Source organism: Blautia sp. 2227st1_G12_2227SCRN_220401 (genome assembly GCF_039062885.1).
Lineage (GTDB): Bacteria > Bacillota > Clostridia > Lachnospirales > Lachnospiraceae > Blautia_A > Blautia_A fusiformis.
Genome location: NZ_JBCLNI010000012.1, coordinates 1 through 24,753, shown reverse-complemented (window position 1 = coordinate 24,753; position 24,753 = coordinate 1). Strand labels below are relative to the sequence as shown.

The 24,753-nt window shown below is 46.1% G+C and carries 21 protein-coding genes and 1 tRNA gene; 10 read left to right on the top strand and 12 right to left on the bottom strand.

All coding sequences use genetic code 11. From position 1 onward, the window contains the following. The first annotated feature begins 19 nt into the window (after positions 1-19). Together ABCM67_RS07905 and ABCM67_RS07900 are read left to right on the top strand one after the other, a co-directional pair. Complete coding sequence (locus ABCM67_RS07905) at positions 20-766, top strand: copper homeostasis protein CutC (RefSeq protein WP_147603143.1); 747 nt, start codon at positions 20-22, stop codon at positions 764-766. Continuing rightward, positions 766-3,249, top strand: coding sequence for a transglutaminase domain-containing protein (locus tag ABCM67_RS07900; RefSeq protein WP_147603144.1), 2,484 nt, complete (start codon positions 766-768; stop codon positions 3,247-3,249). The genes ABCM67_RS07905 and ABCM67_RS07900 overlap by 1 nt, the downstream gene beginning before the upstream one ends. Positions 3,250-3,434: 185 nt before the next feature. On the opposite strand, the gene ABCM67_RS07895 is transcribed toward ABCM67_RS07900, so the two are convergent. Beyond that, on the bottom strand, positions 3,435-4,451 hold the full coding sequence (locus ABCM67_RS07895; protein ID WP_147603145.1) for a LacI family DNA-binding transcriptional regulator: 1,017 nt from the start codon (positions 4,449-4,451) through the stop codon (positions 3,435-3,437). Between the two features lie 3 nt (positions 4,452-4,454). Then, positions 4,455-5,519, bottom strand: a complete 1,065-nt coding sequence (locus ABCM67_RS07890) for a LacI family DNA-binding transcriptional regulator (RefSeq protein ID WP_147603146.1) — start codon at positions 5,517-5,519, stop codon at positions 4,455-4,457. Between the two features lie 346 nt (positions 5,520-5,865). Between ABCM67_RS07890 and nagB the strand changes: the two genes are divergently transcribed. Beyond that, the gene (gene nagB, locus ABCM67_RS07885; RefSeq protein WP_015525385.1) at positions 5,866-6,609 is read left to right on the top strand and encodes a glucosamine-6-phosphate deaminase; all 744 of its coding nucleotides are present in this window, start codon (positions 5,866-5,868) and stop codon (positions 6,607-6,609) included. A 237-nt stretch (positions 6,610-6,846) separates the two neighbouring features. Here the strand turns inward: nagB and ABCM67_RS07880 are convergent, their stop codons facing one another. After that, complete coding sequence (locus ABCM67_RS07880; RefSeq protein ID WP_147603147.1) at positions 6,847-8,178, bottom strand: MATE family efflux transporter; 1,332 nt, start codon at positions 8,176-8,178, stop codon at positions 6,847-6,849. Between the two features lie 224 nt (positions 8,179-8,402). Between ABCM67_RS07880 and ABCM67_RS07875 the strand changes: the two genes are divergently transcribed. Then, on the top strand, positions 8,403-8,570 hold the full coding sequence (locus tag ABCM67_RS07875) for a hypothetical protein (RefSeq protein WP_342992720.1): 168 nt from the start codon (positions 8,403-8,405) through the stop codon (positions 8,568-8,570). A 438-nt stretch (positions 8,571-9,008) separates the two neighbouring features. On the opposite strand, the gene ABCM67_RS07870 is transcribed toward ABCM67_RS07875, so the two are convergent. The 9 genes from ABCM67_RS07870 to ABCM67_RS07830 all read right to left on the bottom strand — a co-directional run bounded on the left by ABCM67_RS07870 (position 9,009) and on the right by ABCM67_RS07830 (position 17,556). Further along, positions 9,009-9,632, bottom strand: a complete 624-nt coding sequence (locus ABCM67_RS07870) for a V-type ATP synthase subunit D (RefSeq protein ID WP_059086266.1) — start codon at positions 9,630-9,632, stop codon at positions 9,009-9,011. A 12-nt stretch (positions 9,633-9,644) separates the two neighbouring features. After that, on the bottom strand, positions 9,645-11,027 hold the full coding sequence (locus ABCM67_RS07865; RefSeq protein ID WP_015525388.1) for a V-type ATP synthase subunit B: 1,383 nt from the start codon (positions 11,025-11,027) through the stop codon (positions 9,645-9,647). 15 nt (positions 11,028-11,042) lie between these two features. Beyond that, on the bottom strand, positions 11,043-12,812 hold the full coding sequence (locus tag ABCM67_RS07860) for a V-type ATP synthase subunit A (RefSeq protein WP_015525389.1): 1,770 nt from the start codon (positions 12,810-12,812) through the stop codon (positions 11,043-11,045). Then, positions 12,805-13,392, bottom strand: coding sequence for a V-type ATP synthase subunit E (locus ABCM67_RS07855; RefSeq protein ID WP_092072620.1), 588 nt, complete (start codon positions 13,390-13,392; stop codon positions 12,805-12,807). Before ABCM67_RS07855 ends, ABCM67_RS07860 begins: the two co-directional genes overlap by 8 nt. A 12-nt stretch (positions 13,393-13,404) precedes the next feature. Next, positions 13,405-13,713 carry a V-type ATP synthase subunit F gene (locus ABCM67_RS07850; protein WP_021653137.1) on the bottom strand — a complete coding sequence of 103 codons (309 nt, stop codon included), beginning with the start codon at positions 13,711-13,713 and terminating at the stop codon, positions 13,405-13,407. Between the two features lies 1 nt (position 13,714). Next, positions 13,715-14,146, bottom strand: a complete 432-nt coding sequence (locus ABCM67_RS07845) for an ATP synthase subunit C (RefSeq protein ID WP_015525392.1) — start codon at positions 14,144-14,146, stop codon at positions 13,715-13,717. Positions 14,147-14,213: 67 nt separating this feature from the next. Next, positions 14,214-16,154, bottom strand: a complete 1,941-nt coding sequence (locus tag ABCM67_RS07840) for a V-type ATPase 116kDa subunit family protein (protein WP_147603148.1) — start codon at positions 16,152-16,154, stop codon at positions 14,214-14,216. Positions 16,155-16,172: 18 nt separating this feature from the next. Then, entirely contained in the window at positions 16,173-17,216 is a 1,044-nt protein-coding gene (locus tag ABCM67_RS07835) for a V-type ATPase subunit (protein WP_021653135.1), read from the bottom strand. Positions 17,217-17,235: 19 nt separating this feature from the next. Beyond that, positions 17,236-17,556, bottom strand: coding sequence for a hypothetical protein (locus tag ABCM67_RS07830; protein WP_021653134.1), 321 nt, complete (start codon positions 17,554-17,556; stop codon positions 17,236-17,238). A 612-nt stretch (positions 17,557-18,168) separates the two neighbouring features. Between ABCM67_RS07830 and trmB the strand changes: the two genes are divergently transcribed. The 6 genes from trmB to guaA all read left to right on the top strand — a co-directional run bounded on the left by trmB (position 18,169) and on the right by guaA (position 24,672). After that, entirely contained in the window at positions 18,169-18,825 is a 657-nt protein-coding gene (gene trmB, locus ABCM67_RS07825) for a tRNA (guanosine(46)-N7)-methyltransferase TrmB (protein ID WP_021652379.1), read from the top strand. Between the two features lie 10 nt (positions 18,826-18,835). Then, entirely contained in the window at positions 18,836-20,164 is a 1,329-nt protein-coding gene (locus tag ABCM67_RS07820; RefSeq protein ID WP_022426539.1) for an MATE family efflux transporter, read from the top strand. Between the two features lie 114 nt (positions 20,165-20,278). After that, positions 20,279-20,452: a hypothetical protein gene (locus ABCM67_RS07815; protein WP_156906934.1), complete on the top strand. Its 174-nt coding sequence runs from the start codon at positions 20,279-20,281 to the stop codon at positions 20,450-20,452. A gap of 94 nt (positions 20,453-20,546) precedes the next feature. Beyond that, positions 20,547-20,619, top strand: a tRNA-Lys gene (locus ABCM67_RS07810). A gap of 812 nt (positions 20,620-21,431) precedes the next feature. Next, entirely contained in the window at positions 21,432-22,994 is a 1,563-nt protein-coding gene (locus tag ABCM67_RS07805; protein WP_147603149.1) for a sodium:alanine symporter family protein, read from the top strand. A 100-nt stretch (positions 22,995-23,094) separates the two neighbouring features. After that, entirely contained in the window at positions 23,095-24,672 is a 1,578-nt protein-coding gene (guaA, locus tag ABCM67_RS07800; protein ID WP_021652384.1) for a glutamine-hydrolyzing GMP synthase, read from the top strand. The last annotated feature ends 81 nt before the right edge of the window (positions 24,673-24,753 follow it).

Genomic DNA, 24,753 nt, shown 5'->3' with positions numbered 1-24,753 from the left:
AACAAAGGGGGATTTTTACATGAAAGACTATATTCTGGAAACCTGTGTGGATTCTGTGGAATCCGCTATGGCAGCAGCCGAAGGTGGTGCGGACAGATTGGAGCTTTGCAGCAATCTGATCATCGGGGGAACAACTCCCGGCCCATGGCTTTTTGAGGAAATAAGGAAGCGTTCGGATATCCGGATCCATGCGCTGATCCGTCCGCGGTTTGGAGATTTCTGTTATACAGATGCGGAATTTTCCATGATAAGGAATGCAGTAAAGGATTTCCGCAAAATGGGAGTGGAGGGTGTCGTGGTAGGTATCCTGAAACCGGATGGCACCTTGAATATGGAACAGATGAAAGAACTGATGGATGCGGCGGGAGATATGTCTGTTACGCTGCACAGGGCTTTTGATGTGTGCGCAGATCCGATCGAGGCTATGGAACAGGCAATCTCGCTGGGAATCGATACGATCCTTACATCCGGACAGAAGAATACCTGCCTTCAGGGTGCGGAGCTTCTGAAGGAACTGGAAACCAGGAGTCAGGGACGTATCACCATCCAGGCGGGGAGTGGCGTCGGTGCGGAAGTGATCCGCCAGCTTTATCCCCTTACCGGGATCAAGGCTTATCATATGAGCGGCAAGGTTGTAACGGACAGTGCGATGCAGTTTCGCAAGGAAGGTGTCAATATGGGACTTCCGACATTCAGTGAATATGAGATATGGCGTACAGATATTGAAAATGTTCGTGCTGCAAAGAAAGTTCTGGAGGAATTATAATGGCTGAGGGGAAGATTTTTCTGAAAGAAAACCGTGATCGGATCGAAAAAAAATATCGGGAGCAGATGATGGGGTTACCGCAGGTTTTTGCGGAGATTGATAAAAAGCTTGCGGAATGCACAGACGAAGTGGCTCTGGCGTGCAAATATTTATATGCGTTCATGCCGTACAGTGATATCGGAAATTACGCGTTTGAAGTATTCCTGGATTATGCGGAGAATGGCGTATATTTATGGAAGAAAAACTCCGGGGTGGCAGAGCTGCCGGAGGAAATCTTTTTGAATTATGTGCTGTTTCATAGAGTAAATGAGGAGGAGATCGCACCCTGCCGTACATTTTTCCGCAGGGAGATCGGAGAGAGAACTGGGGGAATGAGCTTCCGGGAAGCTGCCCTGGAGGTGAACTACTGGTGTGCACAGGAGGCTACCTATCATTGTACAGATGATCGTACCCTGTCTGCACTTGCCGTATACCGCAGAGGAAACGGAAGATGCGGAGAGGAATCTGTATTTACCGTTAATGCACTGAGAAGTGTTGGTGTACCTGCCCGTCAGGTATATGCACCAAAGTGGTCTCATTGTGATGACAATCATGCCTGGGTGGAAATCTGGTGCGATGGAAGCTGGTATTTTCTGGGAGCCTGTGAGCCGGAGGAGATCCTGAATAAGGGATGGTTTACCAACGCTTCCTCAAGGGCCATGATGGTCCATTCAAGAGTTTTTGATACCATGATCCCGGAGGGAGAAGTGATCGGCAAAGATGGTATGGTGACTATGCTCAACGAGCTGAAACGATATGCACTGACAAAAGAGATCACTGTGTCCGTAAAGGATTCACATGGAAAACCGGCAGAAGGTGCAGAAGTTTCTTTTGAGGTGCTGAATTATTCGGAATATGCCCCGATCGCAGAACTGAAAACCGACAGTCTGGGAAAAGTCAGCCTGACAACAGGGCTTGGAAGTATCCATATTTCTGCAAGGATGTATGCAGAGGGAGAATGGCTGCATGCAGAAAACAGCCTAGATACAAAAACAGAGGATTGTTGTGAGATCTGTCTGATGCCCGTAGGAAAGGAAAAGGGTATTTTTTATGAGGAGTGGACGGAGATCGATATGATCGCACCTCATGATGCACCTGTAAATAAAGATATGCCAACACCGGAGCAGAAGGAAAGAGGCAGCAGACGTCTGGCAGAGGCAAACGCTTACAGGGAACAGAAGGTAAGAAACCTGAGCAATCTGGAGTGTCGGAAATTCCTGGAAAAAGAAACTGGAGATTCTTCAATGAGAAAAAAGCTCCTTGAAGTCCTCACAGAGAAAGACAGAACAGACTGTATCAGCCAGGTTCTGGAGGAGCACCTGAAATTTGCATTACCGTATGAAAAAAACATGGATGCAGATATTTTTGTACCATATGTACTGAACCCGAGAGTTGACGATGAAGTTTTGCAGAAATACAGAAACGCGATTCTTGAGCAACTGTCGGAAGAAGAAAAAAATATGCTGCAAAAGGAACCGGCGAAGATCTGGAAGTGGATTGAGGATAAGATCGTTTCCAGCCCGGAGAAAGAACGCAGCAGTGTGATCACTACGCCGTCCGGATGTCTGAAAACGGGAACAGGAAGTCTTCTGTCAAAGAAGATCCTTTTTGTGGCAATGGCGAGAACGCTGGGAATTCCGGCACGCCTGAACCCTCATGACCGTTCCATGGAGTATATGAAAAACGAAAAATTCATCCCGGTATCTGCGGAAACGGAGAAAAAGGCATCGATCCTTCTGAAGGCAAGTGCGGATACACAGTGGAAATATTTCCAGAACTGGAGCATCGCAAAACTGGAAGCCGGAAAATATATCACACGGAAGCTGGAAGCCGAAAATTTCAGAGATCAGGTGATGAAGCTGCCGCTGGAAGCGGGAAATTACAGGATCCTTACCTCAAACAGATTGCCAAATGGAAATATATTTGCAGCGGAGTATTATTTTGAGGTTCAGATCGGAGAAATGAAGAGGGTGGAGCTGGCATTTCGAAATGCAAACCTGGAAGACATGCTGGAGAATATTTCCATACCGGAATTTACTCTCAGAAAAGAGGATGGGAGCACCGTGAAGGCGTCAGAACTGACGGCAGATGGGAAGCATATCCTGGCGTTTCTGGAAGAGGAGAAAGAACCGACGGAGCATATCTTAAATGAGATGATGGAGCAGGAAGAAGCTTTTTCCCGATATGCGAAGAGAATCATTTTTGTAGTAAAAAGCAAAAAAGCGCTGGAGACACCTACCCTTTCAAGAGCACTGGGCAAGCTTGGAAATGTTCAGATCTTATATGATGATTTTTCAGAGATCATCAATATACTGGGAAGAAGAATGTACGTAGATCCGGATAAGCTCCCGCTGATCATTGTGACAAACAAAAGCCTGAATGGGATTTATGCAACCAGCGGATACAATGTGGGAACCGGAGATATGCTGTTGAGACTGATGTAACAGATATATCGGATATATACAGAAGGAACACAGGCCGTATCATCGACTGTGTCGGTGACGGTCTGTGCCCTTTGTAAAAGCTGTGAAATTATTGCAGTGGTTCAGATGTTCAGAATATGCGGGCAGATTGGAATGAGAATACCTGTTGTACTTCCCGAAACTGCCGTAATAAAAGTTGTTTTGCATTACTTACCATCAGAAAAGAGATTACGCACAGAATCCCGGTAAATACATTCCGGCTTCAGGCGGATCGTCCTTGGAAAATCGCTGTAGTCTCCGTTTATCCTTCGAAGCAGCAGATCACAGGCCTGCTCTGCCAGATCAGCCAACGGCTGACGGACAGCGGTCAGCTGAGGAGAAAGCAGCATGGACAGCTCAAAATCATCAAATGAGACAACAGACAGGTCTTCCGGGATCCGGATGCCAAGGCTGTAGATCGCTTCATAAATACCGAGGCATAGTGTATAGTTCGCAGAAAATACGGCAGTCGGACGTTCCGGAAGATTCCATAATTTCTGCATTGCCTGATATCCAAAGTTGTTTGCGTAATTTTCAGCGATGATATAATCGGGATTAACAGGAATATCGTAGTCTTCCAGTGCCCGGAGATAGCCTTTTTTTCGTTCACATGCAGTATAGGATGCAGGGGAACCGTTGACAAGGGCGATCTTCTGATGCCCCATTTTTATCAGATGCTCCACGATCTCATAGGCTCCGGAGGTACAGCTGGTCTGTATACAGTCTGTACGGTGGAAATGACTGTGCTCTTCCAGTTCCACAACAGGGATCTTGGTATGCTCTACGGCGGAACAGATGTCCTTGCTCAGACAGAACGAAGAAATGATAAGACCGTCGATCCCGGAGCGAAGCATGTGAGGGACGAATTTATTGACATGATCCTTATATTTGTCGTCGCTCATAAATGTGAGAGAATAACCGTGAGCGCGCATGGTGTTTTCTATTTTGCTCAGAAGAAAAGCATTATGCGGATTATTGGGAGGACCGGATACCAGACCGATACGGTAAGTCTTGGAGGAACGAAGTCCCCGGGCCGTGTTTCGTGGAACGTAATTCAGTTTCCGGATCGCTTCGTCGATCTGCTTTTTGTTTTGCGGCCGTACAGTTCCGCCGTTGATATATTTTGAAATGGTGGCCAGTGCCAGACCGGTTTCTCTGGCAATGTCCTTGATGGTTGCACTCATAAATCAATCCTTTCCGGATGCTGTACTGTTGTGTTCGGACAGGTCTTTTACGGAGCGCCGCGGGTGGAATACAACATCCAGCATGTCTATTTTGGGAAAATCCGTATAGTCTCCATGGATCCTTTTTAAAAGTAATTCCACAGCATGTTTCCCCATACTTGTCAGATCCTGTGAGACGCAGGTCATGGTCGCGCTCATGGTCTTGAAAAGCGGATCATCATCAAAGCACACAAAGGAAATATCCTGAGGAACGGAAATCCGTGCCTGGCTGGCAGCGCTTAAACCACCCATTGCGGAGAGATAGCAGTCAAAAAAGACAGCAGTAGGGGGATCGGAAGAATCAATAAGCTTCTGGAAATGCAGGTTGCTCTGGATGATCGTTTCTGCAGTGGAATCAAAAGAAACAGGGGGAAAAGAATCTTGCTGTTTCAGAAGGTCAATGCCATTTTTCTGATATACATCCACAAAGCCCTGGATCCGCTGCTCGATGGTGTAGGAGGCCAGATACTGTTCCATGATCCAGACCTTTGTGTGGCCTTTTTCCAAAAGGTGCTCTGCCAGCAGTGCACCGCCTCTGTAATTATCAGAAATAACACAGTCTACAGGAAAATGTCTCATGGAAGCAGGAATCTGATCGAGCATTACAACCGGTATGCCGGCATTCTGTAAAAGCTGGTACAGGTCATCATGCCAGCAGGATGGGAGCATGATAACTCCGTCAAAGTGCTGGGAGATAATATCCTGTATCGTATCGATCTCCTTCTGATGTTCAAAAAAGAAAGAACAGACAATAACTGTATAGCCATGATCCGTGAAATGCTTGATAATGGAGTTGACAAGCTCGCCCCAGAAATAATTACCAAGATCTGAGATCAGGATACCGATGGTATGTGTGTTTTTGGCACGAAGAAGCTGGGCATTCCGGTTTGGGGTATATCCAAGCTCCTGAATTGCCTTTTCTATAAGAATACGATTTTCTTCCCGTATTTTTTTGTGGTTTATATATTTGGAGATCGTTGCGGTGGACAGGCCTGTCGCACGGGCGATATCATTGATCGTAACGTTCATGTAAAGCCTCCGGTTCTGATGCATTTACAGATAATATAGTATTTTCATATTATATCATGAAAAAGAAAATGCCTCAATACACATGGCATTTTTCACACATAAAGTATCAGAAAAAACGAGCGTATTGTACAGAAAATTGATAAAAATGAAACGTTTAACAAAATCTGATACAAAAAAGTACACAAAAATAAGACGGAATAATTGTAAAAAATAGGAAAAATGATTTTTGCCCTATGATTTTACTTGAAAAGCTGCTTCGGATGCGGTAAGATAGTCTTAACAAAAAACGAAACGTTTTACGTAACAAGAAAATCAGCTATACGAAACAAGGAGAAGGAAAAAGATTATGATCATTTATACAGGAAAAGATTACTATGACGTAAGCAGAAAAGCAGCGAATATCATGTCTGCACAGATCATCATGAAGCCAAATGCCGTTCTCGGACTTGCTACAGGCTCCACACCGGTGGGAATGTACAAGCAGCTGATCGAGTGGTACAAAAAAGGAGATCTGGACTTTTCGCAGATCACATCCGTAAATCTTGATGAATACAAAGGACTTTCCGGAGATAACGATCAGAGCTATCGTTATTTTATGAACACAAATCTGTTTGACCATGTAAATATCGATAAGGCAAGAACCTATGTGCCAAACGGACTGGAAGAGGACAGTGAGAAAGCCTGCGCGGATTACAATGAGATCATCCGCAGCGTGGGTGGTATCGATATGCAGCTGCTTGGAATCGGCGGAAATGGCCACATCGGCTTCAACGAGCCGGGTGCAGCATTTGAGAAGGAGACTCACTGCGTAGACCTTACGGAGAGCACCATCAAGGCAAATGCAAGATTCTTTGAGACTATGGATGATGTGCCGAAGCAGGCATATACCATGGGTATCAAAAACATCATGACTGCAAAGAAAATCCTTCTGGTCGCTACCGGAGAGGCAAAGGCAGATGCTCTTTACAAATCTCTCTACGGACCGATCACGCCCAACGTGCCGGCATCTATCCTGCAGCTTCACCCGGATGTGACGGTAGTGGCCGATGAAGGCGCTTTAAAGCTGATCCGTGAGAAGGGACTTCTGTAAGAGATACAGAGGAAATTTCCGCGAATTAAATGAACGCAGATCACGGATATCCGTTTGAGTCAAGAGGATATCAGCGATCACTCATGGGATTTTCCCGGTTTGGTTAATAAAGAAAGCTTCGATCTAACTCTCATCGATGAGCGATGTGCTCAGAGAGTGGATCGAAGCTTTTTGTGCTTTCGGGACGTAAACCTGCAGGTGGCTGCAAACAGGCCGGTGGGCCGGACATTTGCATTCTCAGGCTTTTTTCAACGTTTTGTGATAAATCATGACAGAAACGATGGCTGTAAACACCTCTGTGATCCAGAATGCGTTCCACACGCCATCAGGACCCATAAAATGGGACAGAAGATATGCGGTGGGCATGATAACGACCACATAGCGGAAAAGGGAAATTACAAGGGACTGCGTGCCTTTTCCAAGGCCTTCCATGGCACCGGAAGTGGTAACGGATACAGCAGAAACAAGAAAGCCGGCGCTGATGATCTTCAGTGCTCTGGAGCCAGCGGCAATGGTTTCCGGGGTAGTTGTGAAAAGTCCCATAAGCTGTCCGGAAGCCAGGAGGCAGATAACGGTTCCAAAGAGCATGATCACACAGCTGGATTCCAGGGTGAGCCGGAAGATTTTTTTCACACGCTTCATCTCACGGGCACCGAAGTTATAACCGATCAGCGGGCGCATTCCCTGGATGATTCCGTTGGCCGGGAGATACAGGAAGGTCTGCAGTTTGTAATAAATGCCAAGGATCACCACATAGCTGTCCGAGTAAGCGGCCAGCACGGAGTTCAGAAAAGAGATCAGAAACGATGGCAGTGCCAGGTTCAGGATCGCGGGAACACCGATGGCATACAGGCTCAGATCCGTTTCTTTGCTTGTTTTCAGGGCTTTGGGCGTTACACGTACAGGAATAGGCTTCAGGATATAAAAGACCATATAGACTGCAATGGTGAGCACCTGGCCGATGCCAGTAGCCAGAGCTGCGCCCCGGATACCCAGCTTCGGGAAAAAGCCGATTCCCCAGATCAGGAACGGGTCCAGGATGATGTTGCTGATACATCCCACCAGCAGGGCGAGCATAGATACTTTCATCCGTCCTACAGCCTGGAAAAGTTTTTCGAAGAAAAGGCTGATGGCAATTACTGTGGAAAACAGGAAAACGATGGTAGAATACTCCAGCCCCATCCGGATCACGGTTTCATCCTGGGTGTACATCTGAAGGAATACGGGCATAACAGCGATGCTGATCACAGTCATCAGGATCCCGTGGATCACAGACAGAAAAAATCCGTGGGTTGCGGCAGTGTCTGCCATTTTTTTGTCCCCTGCGCCAAGGTGATAGGAAACTCTGGCGTTGATTCCAATCCCGAAGCCAATGGCAACGGCGTTGATCATGTTCTGGACCGGATAGACAAGGGACAGGGCGGTCATGGCCTGCTCGCTGATCTGTGCCACGAAGAAGCTGTCCACAATGTTGTATAGTGAGTTTACAAGCATGGAAAAGACCATAGGCAGTGCCATGGATGCCAGCAGCGGGCCGACAGGCTTTTCCTTCATAAATGTGCTGTTCATGAAAAATCCCCCTTTATATCAGAATCGTAAGAATATCAGGTGCGGAAAACAGAGCGTGTTTTTTGTGCATAATAAAAGCCACACAATCTGTCTTCTCGAATCGGACAGATTGTGTGGCGAAAAAAGTTCAAAACTGAAAAATCCACACGTTGTTTTAGTGTTTTCACATTAACAAAAAACAGTGCTGATGTCAAGACCGCACGCAGGAGAAACACCATAAAAAGATGCAAAAAGAAAGGCTTGATATAAAATCAGAGAGGATTGGCAACATTAGACAGGTGCGTGCGGATACGGGCAATATCAGCCTTGAAAAGGTCGTTCTGGCAATATGCACAAAACTTGTCGAACCATGGTGGATAAGTGAAAAACTTTCCAAAAAGTTTTCCACATGACAAAAATCCGCAAATCCGCCAATAATCAAGTTATGCACAAATTTATCCACATTATCCACAAGGATAACCATGTGGATGACCTGATTTACATAAATAAATTTAAACATATGTTTTGTGTAAAATGATAAAATTGTAAAAAATGGGAAAAAAGTTTTTAAAACTATTGACATTGTTAAATTCTAAATATCATAAAATTTATTGCAAAAAAGACATAATATAAAAGAATAAAAACAAATAATCAGATAATAGTAAATGAATTCTTGAAAAACTAATCTATTTAAAAAGGGGACTATCGGATGTATGGAAATGAGGATAAAAAAGAACAGTGCCCAGTTAAAACGATCACTGCAAGGTGTTGAAAAGTCATTTTCAGGTGTGGATAAATGTGGATAACCAAAAAATCCTCCGCAGAACCGGAAAGATCTGCGGAGGATTTTTTTAACTATTTTGTTTCATACGTTTGATCACCTTCAGACGTGTAAACTCTTCACGCTCTTTTTCTTCCAGAGCATTGGTGATATCTCGGGTGAGAGTTTCGTATCTGGGGATGGTGATGTTTTTCAGCGCATTGGCACGCTTCTGGGTTTTTTTGATGTTGGTGGCAAGACGGATGGCGGCGTTTTCGATCATGGAGAGTTGGATGGACAGCTCCTTTACACGCTCGAAGGCTGCCTTGGCCTCGTCCAGGGACAGCTTGGTGCTGTAGTAGGCGTAGGTCGGCGTGTTGCCTGCTTTTTTGTCATATTCCACAAGAGGGATCTCGGTTCCCATGACACTCCTGGTTTTGATCCGGATGGAATCTTCCACAGGAACGGTATGAGAGATCTGGTCTACGAAAGCGATTCCAATTTCCATATTTGCCTTCTGAAGAGCCGCATAAGCGGTACGGAAGGTCTCATCGATCTGTGACTGGATATCCTTTGCCTGATCGATCAGCTCCATCATTTCACGGATCAGGATATTACGCTTTTTGTCCATAAGCTCATAGCCCTGTTTGGAAAGAGCCAGAGAGTTTTTTGCAAGTATGAGATTTCCCTTGGTGGGAAAGGTATTCGGATCCATAAAATCACCTCACTAACGGACGGTTTCTCTGTAATACTGATCCAGAACTTTGGTATCGATACGGTCGAGCTCTTCTCTTGGAAGAAGGCCAAGAAGCTCCCAGCCCTTATCCAGAGTTTCGATGATGCTTCGATTCTCTGTTTCTGACTGTCCTACAAACTCTGCCTCGAAGGCTTTTCCGAATACAAGGTACTGCTTATCCAGCGGAGAAAGCTCATCCTCACCGATAACGGATGCCAGAGCTCTTGCATCGCCTACCTTTGCGTAGCAGGAGAAGAGCTGGTTGGCAACATCCTGATGATCAGCACGTGTGAAGCCTTCACCGATACCGTCCTTCATCAGACGGGACAGGGATGGCAGAACATTGATCGGCGGATAGATCGCCTGACCGTGAAGCTGGCGGTCCAGTACGATCTGGCCTTCTGTGATATATCCGGTAAGGTCGGGGATCGGGTGTGTGATGTCGTCGTTTGGCATGGTCAGGATCGGAATCTGGGTTACAGAACCGGTGCCGCCACGGACGATTCCCGCACGCTCGTAAAGGGTTGCAAGCTCACTGTACAGATATCCGGGATAACCCTTTCGGGAAGGAATCTCACCCTTGGAGGAGGAAACCTCTCGCATGGCCTCGCAGAAGGAGGTGATATCAGTCAGGATTACCAGGATATGCATGCCTTTTTCAAAAGCAAGATACTCAGCGGCAGTGAGGGCGATCTTCGGTGTCAGAAGACGCTCTACAACCGGATCGTTTGCAAGGTTCAAAAACATCACAACATGGTCGGACGCACCACTTTCTTCGAAGGTCCTGCGGAAGAATTCTGCTACGTCGTATTTCACACCCATTGCCGCAAAAACAATGGCGAATTTTTCATCGGAGTCTGCTCCCAGGGAAGCCTGCTGAACGATCTGCGCAGCCAGCTTATCATGTGGAAGACCGTTACCGGAAAAAATCGGCAGCTTCTGGCCGCGGATCAGTGTGGTCAGTCCGTCAATAGCGGAGATACCGGTGTTGATATAGTTTCGTGGATATTCACGGGTTACCGGATTCAGTGGGAGCCCGTTGATGTTCAGGCTGACCTCCGGTGTGATCTCGCCAAGCCCGTCAATGGGCTGGCCGATACCGTTAAAGGTACGTCCCAGGATCTCAGGAGAAAGCCCGATCTCCATAGGATGTCCGGTAAGACGTGTGTGTGTATTGCCGAGGGACATATTGTCAGTTCCCTCAAAAACCTGGATAACGGCCTTGTCCTCATAGATTTCTACGATACGGCCGATCTTTTGAGTGCCGTCCTCCATGTGGAATTCCACGATCTCCTCGTAAGATGCGTTTTTTACACCCTCAAGGACAACAAGAGGGCCGTTTATTTCACTCAGGCCAAGATATTCGATTGCCATAAACTGATCCCTCCTTTAACCGTTTCTTTCCAGTACATTGTCGTAGAAGCGGTCGATATCTTTATGATATTCATCAAAACGCTCCGGCTCTTTATTTGGAACCTCGTATTTGATGGCGATGATACGTTCAAAGATCTTATCCTCCTTCAGCACGGAAACCGGCATGCCACGGTTTACAAGGGCACGGCATTTTTCGTAGAGATAGAGGATGGTTTCCATCATCAGGAACTGCTTTTCCATAGGAACACTGGTGTCCTCCTGGTGAAAAGCGTTCTGCTGCAGGAAGCCCAGACGGATAACCCTGGCGATCTCCAGCGTCAGCTTCTGATCATCCGGAAGAACATCGCTTCCGATCAGCTTGACGATCTCCATAAGAGAGCTTTCCTGGTTGAGGATAGCCATGATCTGGTTTCTGTCATAAACGAATTTCGGGGAGACATGCTCTCTGTACCAGGGAGTCAGGTCCTCCAGATATTCGCTGTAGCTGGTCAGCCACTGGATGGCAGGGAAGTGACGGGCATAGGCAAGAGCCTTGTCCAGTCCCCAGAAACAGCGGACAAAACGTTTGGTATTCTGTGTGACCGGCTCGGAGAAATCACCACCCTGAGGGGAAACTGCACCGATAATGGATACGGAACCCTCTGTTCCGTTCAGGTTCTGCATCATTCCCGCACGCTCATAGAAGGCGGAAAGCTTACTTGCCAGATATGCAGGGAAGCCTTCCTCTGCAGGCATCTCCTCCAGACGTCCGGAAAGCTCACGGAGAGCCTCGGCCCATCGGGATGTGGAGTCTGCCATGATCGCTACATCATAACCCATATCACGGTAATATTCCGCAAGTGTAACACCTGTGTAGATGGAAGCCTCACGGGCTGCAACCGGCATGTTGGAGGTGTTGGCGATCAGTGTGGTACGGTCCATCATCAGGTTTCCGGATTTCGGGTCGATCAGCTTGCTGAAGTCCTCAAGAACCTGTGTCATCTCGTTTCCACGCTCGCCACAGCCGATGTAGATGATGATATCTGCGTCAGACCACTTGGCGATCTGGTGCTGTGTCATGGTTTTTCCTGTTCCGAATCCGCCGGGAACTGCGGCAGTGCCTCCCTTGGCAATAGGGAAAAGGGTATCCAGGATTCGCTGACCGGTAAGGAGCGGAACGCTGGCCGGGAAACGCTTGTAGGTCGGCCGTGGAACACGGATCGGCCATTTCTGGGCAAGTGCCAGTTCTTTTTCAGTTCCGTCATCAAGGCGGATGGTAACAATGGGCTCCAGAACGGTATAGGCACCGTCAGGAGCTGCATGGATAACGGTTCCGTGTGTGATCGTGGGCGGAACCATGGATTTGTGAAGGATGGAGGCGGTTTCCTGTGTCTCGGCAATAACCGTGCCTGCGCCGATGACGTCACCTTCCTTTACGGTAATGTGGGTTTCCCATTTTTTTTCTGTGTCAAGAGAGTCAACGCTGACACCACGGGAAATATATTTTCCAGAGGCCTGGGCAATCTCTGCCAGAGGTCTCTGGATACCATCAAAAATATTGTGGATGATTCCCGGACCAAGGAGAACGGAAATAGCGTCTCCTGTTCCGATAACAGTTTCTCCGGGTTTCAGTCCTGTAGTTTCCTCAAAAACCTGTATGGTCGTCATATGTTTCTTAAGACCGATGACTTCTCCAACCAGTTTTTCGGGGCCTACATAGACCATCTCGGAGATCTTGAAGCCGGTGTCGCCCTTGAGGTAGATAACAGGACCGTTAACACCGTAGATAATACCTGTTTTACTCATGTGCTGGACCTCCGTCAAATTTGAATTCTCTGTAAGCTGCCTGATAGCCTTCCTCAAAGGAATTGTCGATGAGGATATTTTTTTCAGGGATTATCGCCTTGATCCCGCCGATAAAGGATTCATCGGAAACCTTCAGCGGGAAACCGGTCTTTACAGTGAGAGACTTCAGACGGGGTTCATCTTCTTTTGAAAGATAGATCTGGATCTCATCGTGTTCCGCGAAGCAGACAGCTTCCTCGATCTTTGTACAAAGATATTCTTCATAGCGGGGAGATTCCATGAATTTCAGGATCTGTACCCGGACATCTGCAAAAAGTTTTTCTTTTAAGCGGCTCTGTCTGGCAGTCCAGTTTCGCCGGATGTGAAGCTGCTCTGCGGAAAGTGCCTTGTTGATCTCACGCTTTGCGTTTGCGATCTCGGCTTTGCGGGAACTGGCAGCATTTCCCAGAGACATTTTTTTATGTTCCTCCAGTGCGGCATCCAGGGCTTCCTTGTGTTCCCGGACATCTTTTTCCGCCTGACGGCGTGCTTCGTCCACGGAGGTGTCATAGAAGTGTTTAAGCTTCTCTTCAATTGTCATAATATCACCTGCCTATAATTTTAATCCGATGGCCTCATTTACATAAGATGTAATGAAATCAGGTCTGCGGCCGGTACCATGTCTGTCAGGAATTTCAATGATGAGAGGTGTTTTGTGATGAAGCTTGACATCATCAATGATCTCAGGAAACTCCCGGCCGAATTTTTCGGTCAGGAGTATGATTCCGATCTCTTTGTCTGCGATGGTGCGCTCCAGAGCTTCCTTCAGCTCGTCGTGCTCATGAACGATCACACCCTCTACACCGGCCAGTCTCATTCCTGTCAGAGTATCAATATTGTCACTGATCAGATACATTTTCATATCAAAGTTTACCCAGGATCATGAAGGAGATGATCAGTCCATAAAGAGCAACACCTTCGGCAAGACCTACGAAGATAAGAGATTTACCAAGGATGCTCTGATCCTCACTGATCGCTCCAAGTGCTGCGCTTGCCGCACTGGCAACGGCAATACCACCACCGATACAGGAAAGTCCGGTAACAAGTGCTGCTGCGATGTAACCCATACCTGTTGCAAGGCCTGCGTCAGCGCCTGTAGCAGCCTGTACGGAAGCTCCGCCTGCAAATGTTACTGCAATGGCAACAAGCATGATCCCGAAGAAGAAAAAGGCGTTGACACCAAGAGCTGTTTTGTAGCGGCCGCGGCTTTTTTCGCCGAGAAGATAATAACCAAATGGAAGAATGATGCTGAGTACAAGTGCAACTGCGATTGTGATCTGTGTAATGACTGTCATGATGATGACCTCCTTAATATTCGTTTAATTGAATGCCCGGATCAGAATGCGTTCCGACTCTGGCATTTTATTTGTTTTTTGAGCAGAACGGCTCGAATTTCCGTCCGCTGCCCTTGTAAAAACGGCTGAACATTTCGTAATATTCCAGACGGAGTACCTGGATACCTACGATCAGGCCCTCCATAGCGCATACGAACAGGTTTCCGAGAATGATGACGATCCAGTTCGGACTGCCGTTCTCCGCGCCTGCAAGCATAAGTACAACCTCCATCATAGCTGCGTGGCTGACTGCAAAAGCACCGATACGCACGAAGGAGAGTGTATTGGAAAAGTAGCTTAGGATAACCTCGAACAGTTCAAAGATACCCTGTACGATAAACATGCCTTTTTCTTTTGGCATAACCTCGGCCTTTTTTTCTACCAGGTTTGTAAGAGGCTCCTTGAAGAAAATAAGAAGCAGCGGTAAACCAAACATAATGGCAAGGACTGCACCACCCGGAACTGCATGCCCGGATACAAAGAGTCCGATGCAGAGAACTGCGGAGCCATAAAATACAAGTCCTGCCACAGCGTTGGTGTCAAACCAGGTTTTTTCAACATCATGCGTTTTAAAGGAATTGATGATGTTGAAAACCATACACAAGAGGATGATTCCCATGCCGAAGCCGATGGCAACGATAAATACGGTATTCAGTTTTCCGATAAAAGGTATGGTCGTCATACTGTCCACAGGCCGCAGCCACAGAGCAGGTATGACATCCTCAAATCCAAAGATACTTCCGAACATCAGACCGAAAAATGTGGAAAAGACTCCGGCGCAGCTGATGATTCCGGCAAGATCGATATGCTTCAGCTTGTACAGGAGCAATCCTCCGATAAAGAGCAGGAGTCCCTGTCCTGCATCACCGAACATGGCTCCGAAAATAAAGGAGTAGGTGATGGCAACAAACCAGGTGGGGTCCATCTCGCCATAGGCGGGAAGTCCGTACATTTTTACATACATTTCAAAGGGCTTGAAAAGCTTCGGGTTTTTCAGCTTGGTCGGCGGCTGATGGTTCTGGTCGTGTTCCGGCGTATTGGTATCTTCTCCGTCTACCAGGCAGAAGATTTTTTCGTCGGATGAGATTTCGGCTTGAAAAGCTCTGGTGTCGGCTTCTGTCATCCATCCGCAGAGAATATAGAAATTTTCATGCTTTCCGGTGCAGGCTGCCGCTTTCCGGACATCGAAATTTCTGGAAAACTGAAGAAGTGTGTTTCTGGCGGTAACGATGGTTTCTGCCTGATCCGCAAGAAATCTCTGGTATTTCTGTTTCTGTGCTTCCAGATGCTTCAGAGCATCCTCGTATTGTTTGCTTACGCTTGAAAATGCCTGCTGGGCAGTTCCGGTATAATTATCCGGCACAAAGATCTTTTCAAAGTGCATAGAAGAGTAGGCGGCATCAATTTTGTGCGCATCATGCTTCGGTACGAAGTAGACGCCCCAGACGTATTGGTCATCTTCATCGCATTTAAGGAAGATCGTGTTCAGATTGTCGTAAATATATTTCTTGAATTTCTCATAATACTGTTTCTCGATACGTCCGAAATGAAAATGGATATACTTCAGATGAAGTATGGATGAAATATCATAATCAATATTTCGGAAGGGACGTATGATCCGCAGTGACTCTTCCAGAGAGGAACATTTTTCTTCCAGTTCGGACTGTTCCTTCTGGAGCTGATCCGCCTGGGAGCGGATCTCCTTTACTGTGGAAAGTGCTGTTTCAATACCCGGGCTTCTGTTGGAAGTGGACGGAGGAGTTTTCAGCTCCTCATAAATGGTATTGATGGAATTTAAGGCATCTCTGTAGGGGTTGACATCCAGGAAAGGCGTCAGACTTTCTACTGTGGTCAGCTCTGAGAGAGCGTTTTCCAGATGGATCTCGTACTTGCACAGGTAGGTGTTTACAACCCGGTCGATATCTGCCTTGGGACCGGTGATGCTTAGAAAATTCATTTTTTCAATCACGTTGCTACCTCCTGGTTATTAACCGTTGCGTATATAACGCAGGGATTGTTCTGGGTCCACGCCATAGCGCACGCATTCAAGGGCAATGGTCAGACGGTTGACTTCATGTTCTTTGTGATATAAATAGGAATAGATGACTGCTACGGAATAGGGATCCTTGCGTGCTTCCTGTTCCAGTATGCTGCGAAGAATATAGTTATAAAATTCTTCCAGACTGGCGACGGTCAGCTGTTCGTATTTCTTACCATAATAAGTTCCATTGAAGATACGACGGAACTCTTCTGGTGTAGGGGCCTCCACAAGGGTGGTGATCTCCTCTTTGCGGAGCTTGTAGTTCATGGGGACCAGCAATGCGTAAATAGCAGCCGGTTCCATCTGAAAGCAGCGTTTGGAGCGCTGGATGAACTGCAGGTTCAGCATATCGAATTTTTCACCGTAAGCCTTGGTGATCTGTTTCAGATCGTTACCTTTGAAAAGCTTCTTCCGCACATTCCAGATCTGTGAAAAATACGAAAGGTCAAGTGCCATGCCGAAGTCAAAAAGCGTGGCATTTCCACGTTCGTTGACCTGAGACAGCGGAATAAAAAAATCATTTCCTTTCAGTGCCGCAATGAATTCATCCATATTGGTGCAGGCGGTAAGCCTGTCAATGTCCAGCTTGGAATGATGTCTGAAAAAATCGCGGTAGGGAGAAATATCCACGGGATCGGTGTCCCGGTGGTCAAAGAGATTCGTCATGATTTCTTTCAGGACGCGGATCTCATAACGCTTCGAGTAAAGCGACAGGAACGTTCGCTGTTCCTGATTTGCAAAGTGGTAAAGCCTTGAAAAATTCAGGAAGATGGATTTCTTCAGGAGTTTTTCTATCTGTCCGCGGTGAAGATCATTTTCATCGAGACCGGACCAGATATTCTGATATTCGGGAGTCCGTTTCAGGTAGGCTGTTACCTGGGGGACATTGGGAAGCTGAACGATTTCTTCCAGCTGCTCATCTGTCACAAGCCTGCTCTGCATGGCGCGGATCTTGGTGGAGAGTCCGCTGTATGAGAGGACAGAGCCCATTGAATCACTTCCTTTCCCTTCAGGTTTCGGTGATGCCTGTTATTTTCTGAAACAGCTCACTGCAAAGACTTTCGTGATGGGCTTCGTAATAGGCATCCAGCCTGGATAGCTGGTCTTCGGTTTCTGCACGAAGCTCATTGATCCGGGCGTCTTTCTCGCGGGCCAGATCTTCACGGATCTTCCGGATCTCGTCGCTGGTTTCTTTTTCAAGTGAAGCGTCGAATTCCTTCGTCTGTTTTTCTGCTTCTTCCGAGAGAGCCTGTTTCTGTCGCGCAGCGTCCTGCATGATGGCATTGGCTGTAGCTTCGATTTCCGAAAGCTTATTTAGGATTTGTTCCATAACGCCCTCCTTGTTTGGTTATTGTTTATAATTGATTTTTATATGATACACCTTTTTTATGGTAAAAACAACTAAAAAATTGTTAAATTTTTTGCAATTATTGAATAAATATGTTCAAAAAGAGACGAAAAAAAGAAATTTGTTTATTAGACGATGATTGAGTTTTGGGAAAAAATGAAAACCGCAAAGGGGCCGTAAAGCCACGGCCCCTCTGCACACCCCTCGGGCTTTTTTTAGGAGTTCTTGGTTGTGGCGGTGTGAGGTTGTTGACTTGTGTATGTATGCTGCGGTGTTGGATGTGTGAGGTTGAGCCGATGTATGTGGATGCGGACGGCGAGGCGCGTTGCTGTCGCCTGGTTGAGAGGGTTTGAGAGGATGCGGATGGTGTTGGAAGTGGACGGCGAGGCGCGTTGCTGTCGCCTGGTTGGTTGGGTTTGAGAGGATGCGGTGGTGTTGGGGTGGACGACGAGGCGTTTTTGCTGTTGCTTGGTTGAGAATTTTTTTATTTTTTGCTTGCGGCGGGGTGGGGGTTACATGTATAGTTGAGTATTGGAATGTTGTTTGATAAGAATCATTGAGACATTATTATGGAAAGATTATTGGAGGTTGTTTATGAGATTACGAAATATTCCGGGTGCTAAGGATGCTATTTTGGATTGTGAGTGGGTAATTGATGAGCCGGAGAGGTTTAAAGGAAAGTGGAATGAGGTTTTTGGAGTGAAGAGACCGCTTTTTCTGGAAGTTGGTATGGGGAAGGGGCGTTTTCTGATGGATATGGCAAGACTTCATCCGGAGAGAAATTTTGTAGGAATTGAGATGTATGACAGTGTGCTTCTTCGGGCGCTGCAGAAGAGAGAGGAACTGGAAGCGGCAGGAGAGGAGTTTTCCAATCTTGTTTTTATCCGGGTGGATGCAAGATTGCTGCCGGAGATTTTTGAGAAGGATGAGGTTGATGGGATCTATCTGAATTTTTCGGATCCGTGGCCGAAGGCGCGTCATGCAAAGAGAAGACTTACGTCCAGGGAATTTCTGGCAAGATATGAGAAGATTTTGAAAAAAGAAGGAACTGTAGAGTTTAAGACAGATAACCGTGGTCTGTTTGAGTTTTCCCTGGAAGAGGTTAGGGATTCCGATTGGAATCTGGAGGTGTGTACCTTTGATCTTCATCATGATGAGGAGCTGGTGAAGGGAAATGTCATGACGGAATATGAGGAGAAGTTTTCTTCTATGGGAAATCCGATCTGTAAAATGGTGATCAGACAGAAATAGAGGGAATAAGATGCAGGAAGAAATTTTTGAAAAGTATCCTATACCAAAGGCATATTTTAAGCTGGCACTTCCGGTTGTGTTCAGTATGGTTATCTCGCTTGTTTATAATATGGTAGATACGTATTTTATCGCAGGAACCGGCAATACGGATCTGGTGGCGGGGGTTGCCCTTGGATCACCGATCTTTACCCTGATGATCGCGCTGGGAGATATTTTCGGACTTGGCGGCAGTTCTTTTATTTCCAGGCTTTTTGGAGAAAAAAGATACGAGGACGCAAAGCGGATCAGCGTATTCAGCTTTTATGGCGCGATCGTCAGCGGTGTTGCAGTTGCGGCTGTACTGATGATCTTCAGAAGTCTGGTATTGGGACTTCTGGGTGCAAGCGAGGCCACCTGGGAGTATGCGTCACAGTATTATACCTGTATTGCACTGGGGGCGCCGTTTATCATTGTTGCGCTGACACCGTCCAATCAGTTACGAACAGAAGGATTTGCGACGGCTTCGATGGTTGGTTCTGTACTTGGCGCAGTTGTAAACATTATTCTGGATCCGATCATGATCTTTGTACTGGGCTGGGGTGCGGCCGGCGCAGCTACAGCGACCGTGATCGGAAATGTTTGTACCGATATTTTCTTTGTATGGTTTCTTATTAAAAAGAGCAAAAATCTTTCTGTGGATCCCAGGGGATTTCACATTTCCAGGTCGGAGATAGGAGCGGTTTTTGCCATTGGTATTCCGGCTTCTGTTACTAATCTGATGCAGAGCATCGGAATTGCGTTGACAAACCGCGCGTTGCTGGGATTTGGTGACGATAAGGTTGCAGCTATGGGAATCGTTATGAAAATTAATATGATCGCTGCGTTGGTCCTGGTTGGTTTTGCCTTTGGTGGACAGCCGCTGACCGGATACAATTACGGCGCGAGAAACCGCACAAGGTTGAAAGCAACTTTGAAGTTTGCATATCTTCTTGAGGGAGGAATGGCGCTTGTACTGATGGCGGTACTTGGATTTTTTGCCCCGCAGATGGTAAAGATCTTTATGAGCGATCCTTCCGTTGTGGAAAATGGCGCGCTGATGCTTCGGTTGCAGCTGGCGGGAATGTTGTGTATGGGAATCGTGCTGATCAGCACCTGTACGTTTCAGTCTGCAGGACAGGCTATGGGAGCTTTTCTGTTATCAGTGAGCAGACAGGGAGTGGTCTTTGCGGTTGTATTGATGATCGCTCTTAAGGTGGCAGGGTATTATGGCGTTCTGGCTTCTCAGGCAATCTCGGATTTCCTTACGGCAGTGCTGGCGGTGGTGCTGGTATGGCGCTGGTGGAAAAAAGTGGATTTCTAAGAGTCCGCTTTAAATACTTTGCGCAAATATCAGGAAACAGATCAGGATATTTTCATATAATAAAATATCCGTGATGTTGGAAAGGTATTTGCGCAAAGCAGGAGGCCATAAGTTTTGAAAAAAAGAAAATTCAGATCCATGCAGCAGAATCTCCATACGGTAAGCCGCAGCATTAACAGCCAGGCTGCCCAGATCAGAAATTCGCTGTCAGAAATAGAAAAATCACTGAACAAAATTGCATCAAATGAAGATATAAAAAATAAAAAAGAAAAAAATAAAAAAAATTAAAAAAAGGTGTTGACTTTCCTCAAATCATAACGTATAATACAACATGTCTTGAGGAACGAACGAAACAAAAAACGAAAGACAAACAATTAAATAAGCGTCTTTAGCTCAGTTGGTAGAGCACCTGACTCTTAATCAGGGTGTCCAGGGTTCGAACCCCTGAAGACGCACTAAAGGCACTGTTTTTGCAGATATAGAGCTGCGGGGACGGTGTTTTTTTGTTGTGTTTATTCGGGTTTTAAGAGGGGATAAGGATATCTGGGCGTGAAGTGATGCGGAGTAAATGGACCGAGATGAAAATGTCGATCATCAGATAGAATCAGAATGTCTAATATAGACACCATGATTATAGGTATAGATCCTTTTGAATAAAGAAAGGATGGTATACTATGGGAGTTTGTAAGAAGATAAAAAGGAGGGCCGGGTCTTGGAAGGGACCCGGCAGAGTATGAAAAGAAAAATAAGTAATGATCTATAAGATGAAAAAGCTTTGTGCTTTATTTGATTAATAATATACCGTCAAAATGTGATGGAACTGTGAGAAGCGTTTTAAAAATTTGTGAGGAAAGTCTAAATATCTTATAAAGTCTGATAAACTGTGAAGCAGTTATTCGGTGTAGAGCCGCGTAGCGAAGCGGATTGCGAATATCCGCTTGACTCGAATCAAGTAAGTCCCCTGCGGGGGGCGAAAAGCAATAGCAGTCGGTGGGGCTTGTAAGAATAGAAAATTCTGAAATTTGTACAAAAATAGTGAAAATAAATAAGACTTTTTTAAGCCGATACGGTATAATAAACCATAGCATAAAAATCCGGAGGGGAAATGAACGAGTATGGATGTGGTACACATGTTATATGAACAGGTGCGGAAATTTTTCTGAGGGGTATAAATGAATATATCTATATTTTATGTCCAGCGGAAAATGTGATATCCGGAAAGATGGTTCAATTCTGAGGTATTCAGATGAAAAGGGAGGAGATGGCTATGGAGAAAGTGTTTGAGGCGATCAATGGAGTGTTCAGCTTTATCGGTCCACTGTCTGATTTTCTGTGGGAGTTCCCCACGAATTTTGACTGGTACAGCAGTATCCCGATTCTGGGAAATATATCCTTTGCGATCATACTACTTCTTGGGTCCGGGATTTTTTTCAGTTTCAGGATCGGTTTTATGCAGGTGACTTACTTTAAAAAAGGAATCAGGACCATGACGGAGAAACGTGTTGTGGAAACAGGAATTTCGCCGCTTGCATCGTTTTTCCTGAGTTCAGCTATGCGTGTAGGACCGGGAAATATCCTGGGCGTAACAGGTGCTGTTGCAGTGGGTGGACCGGGGGCCCTGTTCTGGATGTGGATATCTGCGTTTTTCGGGATGGCAGTTGCATACATGGAGGGTGTCCTTGCTCAGATTTTCAAGGAGAAGAAGGACGATGAGTTCGTAGGAGGTCTTCCTTTTTATGGGAGAAAGCTTCTTGGAAATAAGGTATGGATCGGTGTTTTTCTTTCGGTATTGTATATTCTGTATGCGCTTTGCTGTCTGCCGGCACAGGGCTTTAACGTTGTTTCATCAGTAGGACGCATGGCAGAGATCGTAACCGGAAAAACCATCCCAAGCGGATCAGCCTTCTATTATATAGTAGGTACGCTGATCGTAATCCTCACAGCAGCTATCGCATTTGGCGGAATCAAAAAAGTATCCAAATGGACAGATATGATGGTGCCGGTGATGGCGGTGCTCTATATGGTAGTAGTGTTACTTCTTATCATATTGAATTTTACCCGTATTCCGTATTTCTTCGGAAGCGTGTTTGCAGGAGCCTTTAAGCCGGATGCATTTTTTGGAGGTGTTTTTGGAACGGTTCTTGCACAGGGCGTAAAACGAGGCCTGATGTCCAATGAGGCTGGTCAGGGAACGATCACCATGTCAGCGGCAGCAGCTGACGCAAAGCATCCATGTGAGCAGGGTGTGATCGCTTCTCTGGGAGTTTTTCTTGATACCATTGTGATCTGTACACTTACCGGATTTGTGGTAGTTATGGCACATTGCTGGACGGGAGCAGATGCGGAAAGCTGGCAGGCTCTTGATAAACTTCCAAAATATACGGAGTCCATTGCTGTGCTGACTCCGGGAACTGCAATGAACGGGATCGTTACATTTCTTGTAACCTTATGTTTCTGCCTGTTTGCATTTACCTGTCTGCTTGGAATGATCAGCTTTTCGGAAATCGCAGCAAACCGTATCCGCAAAGATAAGATCTGTATTAATTTTGTACGCTGTATCGGTCTTTTTGTTGCCGCATTTGGTATCCTCTGTAATATCGCAGGACTGGAGCTTGGAAATCTCTGGGCATTTTCTGATCTTGGAAATATTCTGATCGTATTTTTCAACGTACCGATCGTTTATGTCGGTGCGAAATATGTTTTCCGGGCGACCAGACATTATAAGAAGAATGACGGTACTCCGTTTACATCGGAGGTAATTGGAAGAAATGACTGCGCTTACTGGGATGAGCAGGCAAAAAAAGTAGTGAAAAATTTTTCCGGAAAATAAAAATTCCGGCGGGAGATAAAATTAGCATTGTAAAAGTGCATGTACTCATTTATAATGAGTAACAGATTCTAAAGATGTTATAAATAACAGGAGGAAAGCCTTGAAAAGAGAATTAGTTATTGTCATTGATTTTGGCGGTCAGTACAATCAGCTGGTTGCAAGACGTGTCAGAGAATGCAATGTATATTGCGAAATTTATTCTTACAAGACAGATCTTGAGAAGATTAAAGCGATGAATCCTAAGGGAATCATCCTTACCGGCGGACCAAACAGCTGCTATGAGGCAGATTCACCGACTTACCAGAAGGAATTATTTGAGCTTGGTATTCCGGTACTTGGACTTTGCTATGGAGCACAGCTTATGATGCATGTCCTTGGCGGAAAAGTTGAGAAGGCAGATGTCAGCGAATACGGTAAGACAGAGCTTCTCATCGATAAGAAAGATTCCAGGATCTTCAAAAATGTATCCGACAAAACAATCTGCTGGATGAGCCATACAGACTATATTTCCCAGACTGCACCGGGATTTGAGATCGCTGCACATACTGCAGACTGTCCGGTAGCAACTGCACAGAATGAAGAGAAGAAACTGTATGCGATCCAGTTCCATCCGGAAGTACTGCACACAGTAGAAGGAAAGACAATGCTGTCCAACTTCGTACTTGGTGTCTGCGAATGTGCCGGAGACTGGAAGATGGATGCCTTTGTTGAACATACGATCAAAGAGATCCGCGAGAAAGTCGGTGATGGAAAAGTTCTCCTAGCCCTGTCAGGTGGTGTAGATTCCTCCGTGGCAGCAGGACTTCTTTCCAGAGCGATCGGTAAGCAGCTTACTTGCGTATTTGTAGATCATGGCCTTCTTCGTAAGGATGAAGGTGATGAGGTTGAAGGTGTATTCGGACCGAATGGTCAGTTTGATCTAAACTTTATCCGCGTGAACGCACAGCAGAGATATTACGACAAGCTTGCCGGTGTTACAGAGCCTGAAGCGAAGCGTAAGATCATCGGTGAGGAATTTATCCGTATCTTCGAGGAAGAAGCCAAGAAGATCGGTGCTGTAGATTTCCTTGCACAGGGAACCATTTATCCGGACGTTGTAGAGAGCGGTCTCGGCGGAGAATCCGCAGTGATCAAATCCCATCACAACGTAGGAGGCCTTCCGGATTTCGTTGATTTCAAAGAAATCATTGAGCCGCTTCGTGACCTGTTCAAAGATGAGGTCCGTAAAGCCGGCCTTGAGCTTGGAATTCCGGAAAGACTGGTATTCCGTCAGCCATTCCCGGGCCCGGGACTTGGAATCCGTATCATCGGTGAAGTCACCGAGGAAAAAGTACGCATCGTACAGGATGCAGACTACATTTACCGTGAAGAAGTCGACAATGCAGCCGCCGACTACAAAAAAGAACACGGAGAAGATCCGTCCTGGATGCCGAACCAGTACTTTGCAGCCCTTACAAATATGCGAAGCGTAGGTGTAATGGGAGACTTCAGAACATACGATTATGCAGTGGCGCTTCGCGCCGTTAAGACCATTGACTTCATGACTGCGGAGTCTGCTGAGATTCCTTATGCAGTACTTAATAAGGTGATGAACCGTATTATTAATGAAGTTAAGGGCGTAAACCGCGTATTCTATGATCTTACTAGTAAGCCGCCTGGAACGATTGAGTTTGAATAATATATTTATTTTTTCGCACTGCCTTTTGACATTTTTTTCGTAACATTCCTTGTCAAAAACCAGTGCCTCCCGTTTATTCAA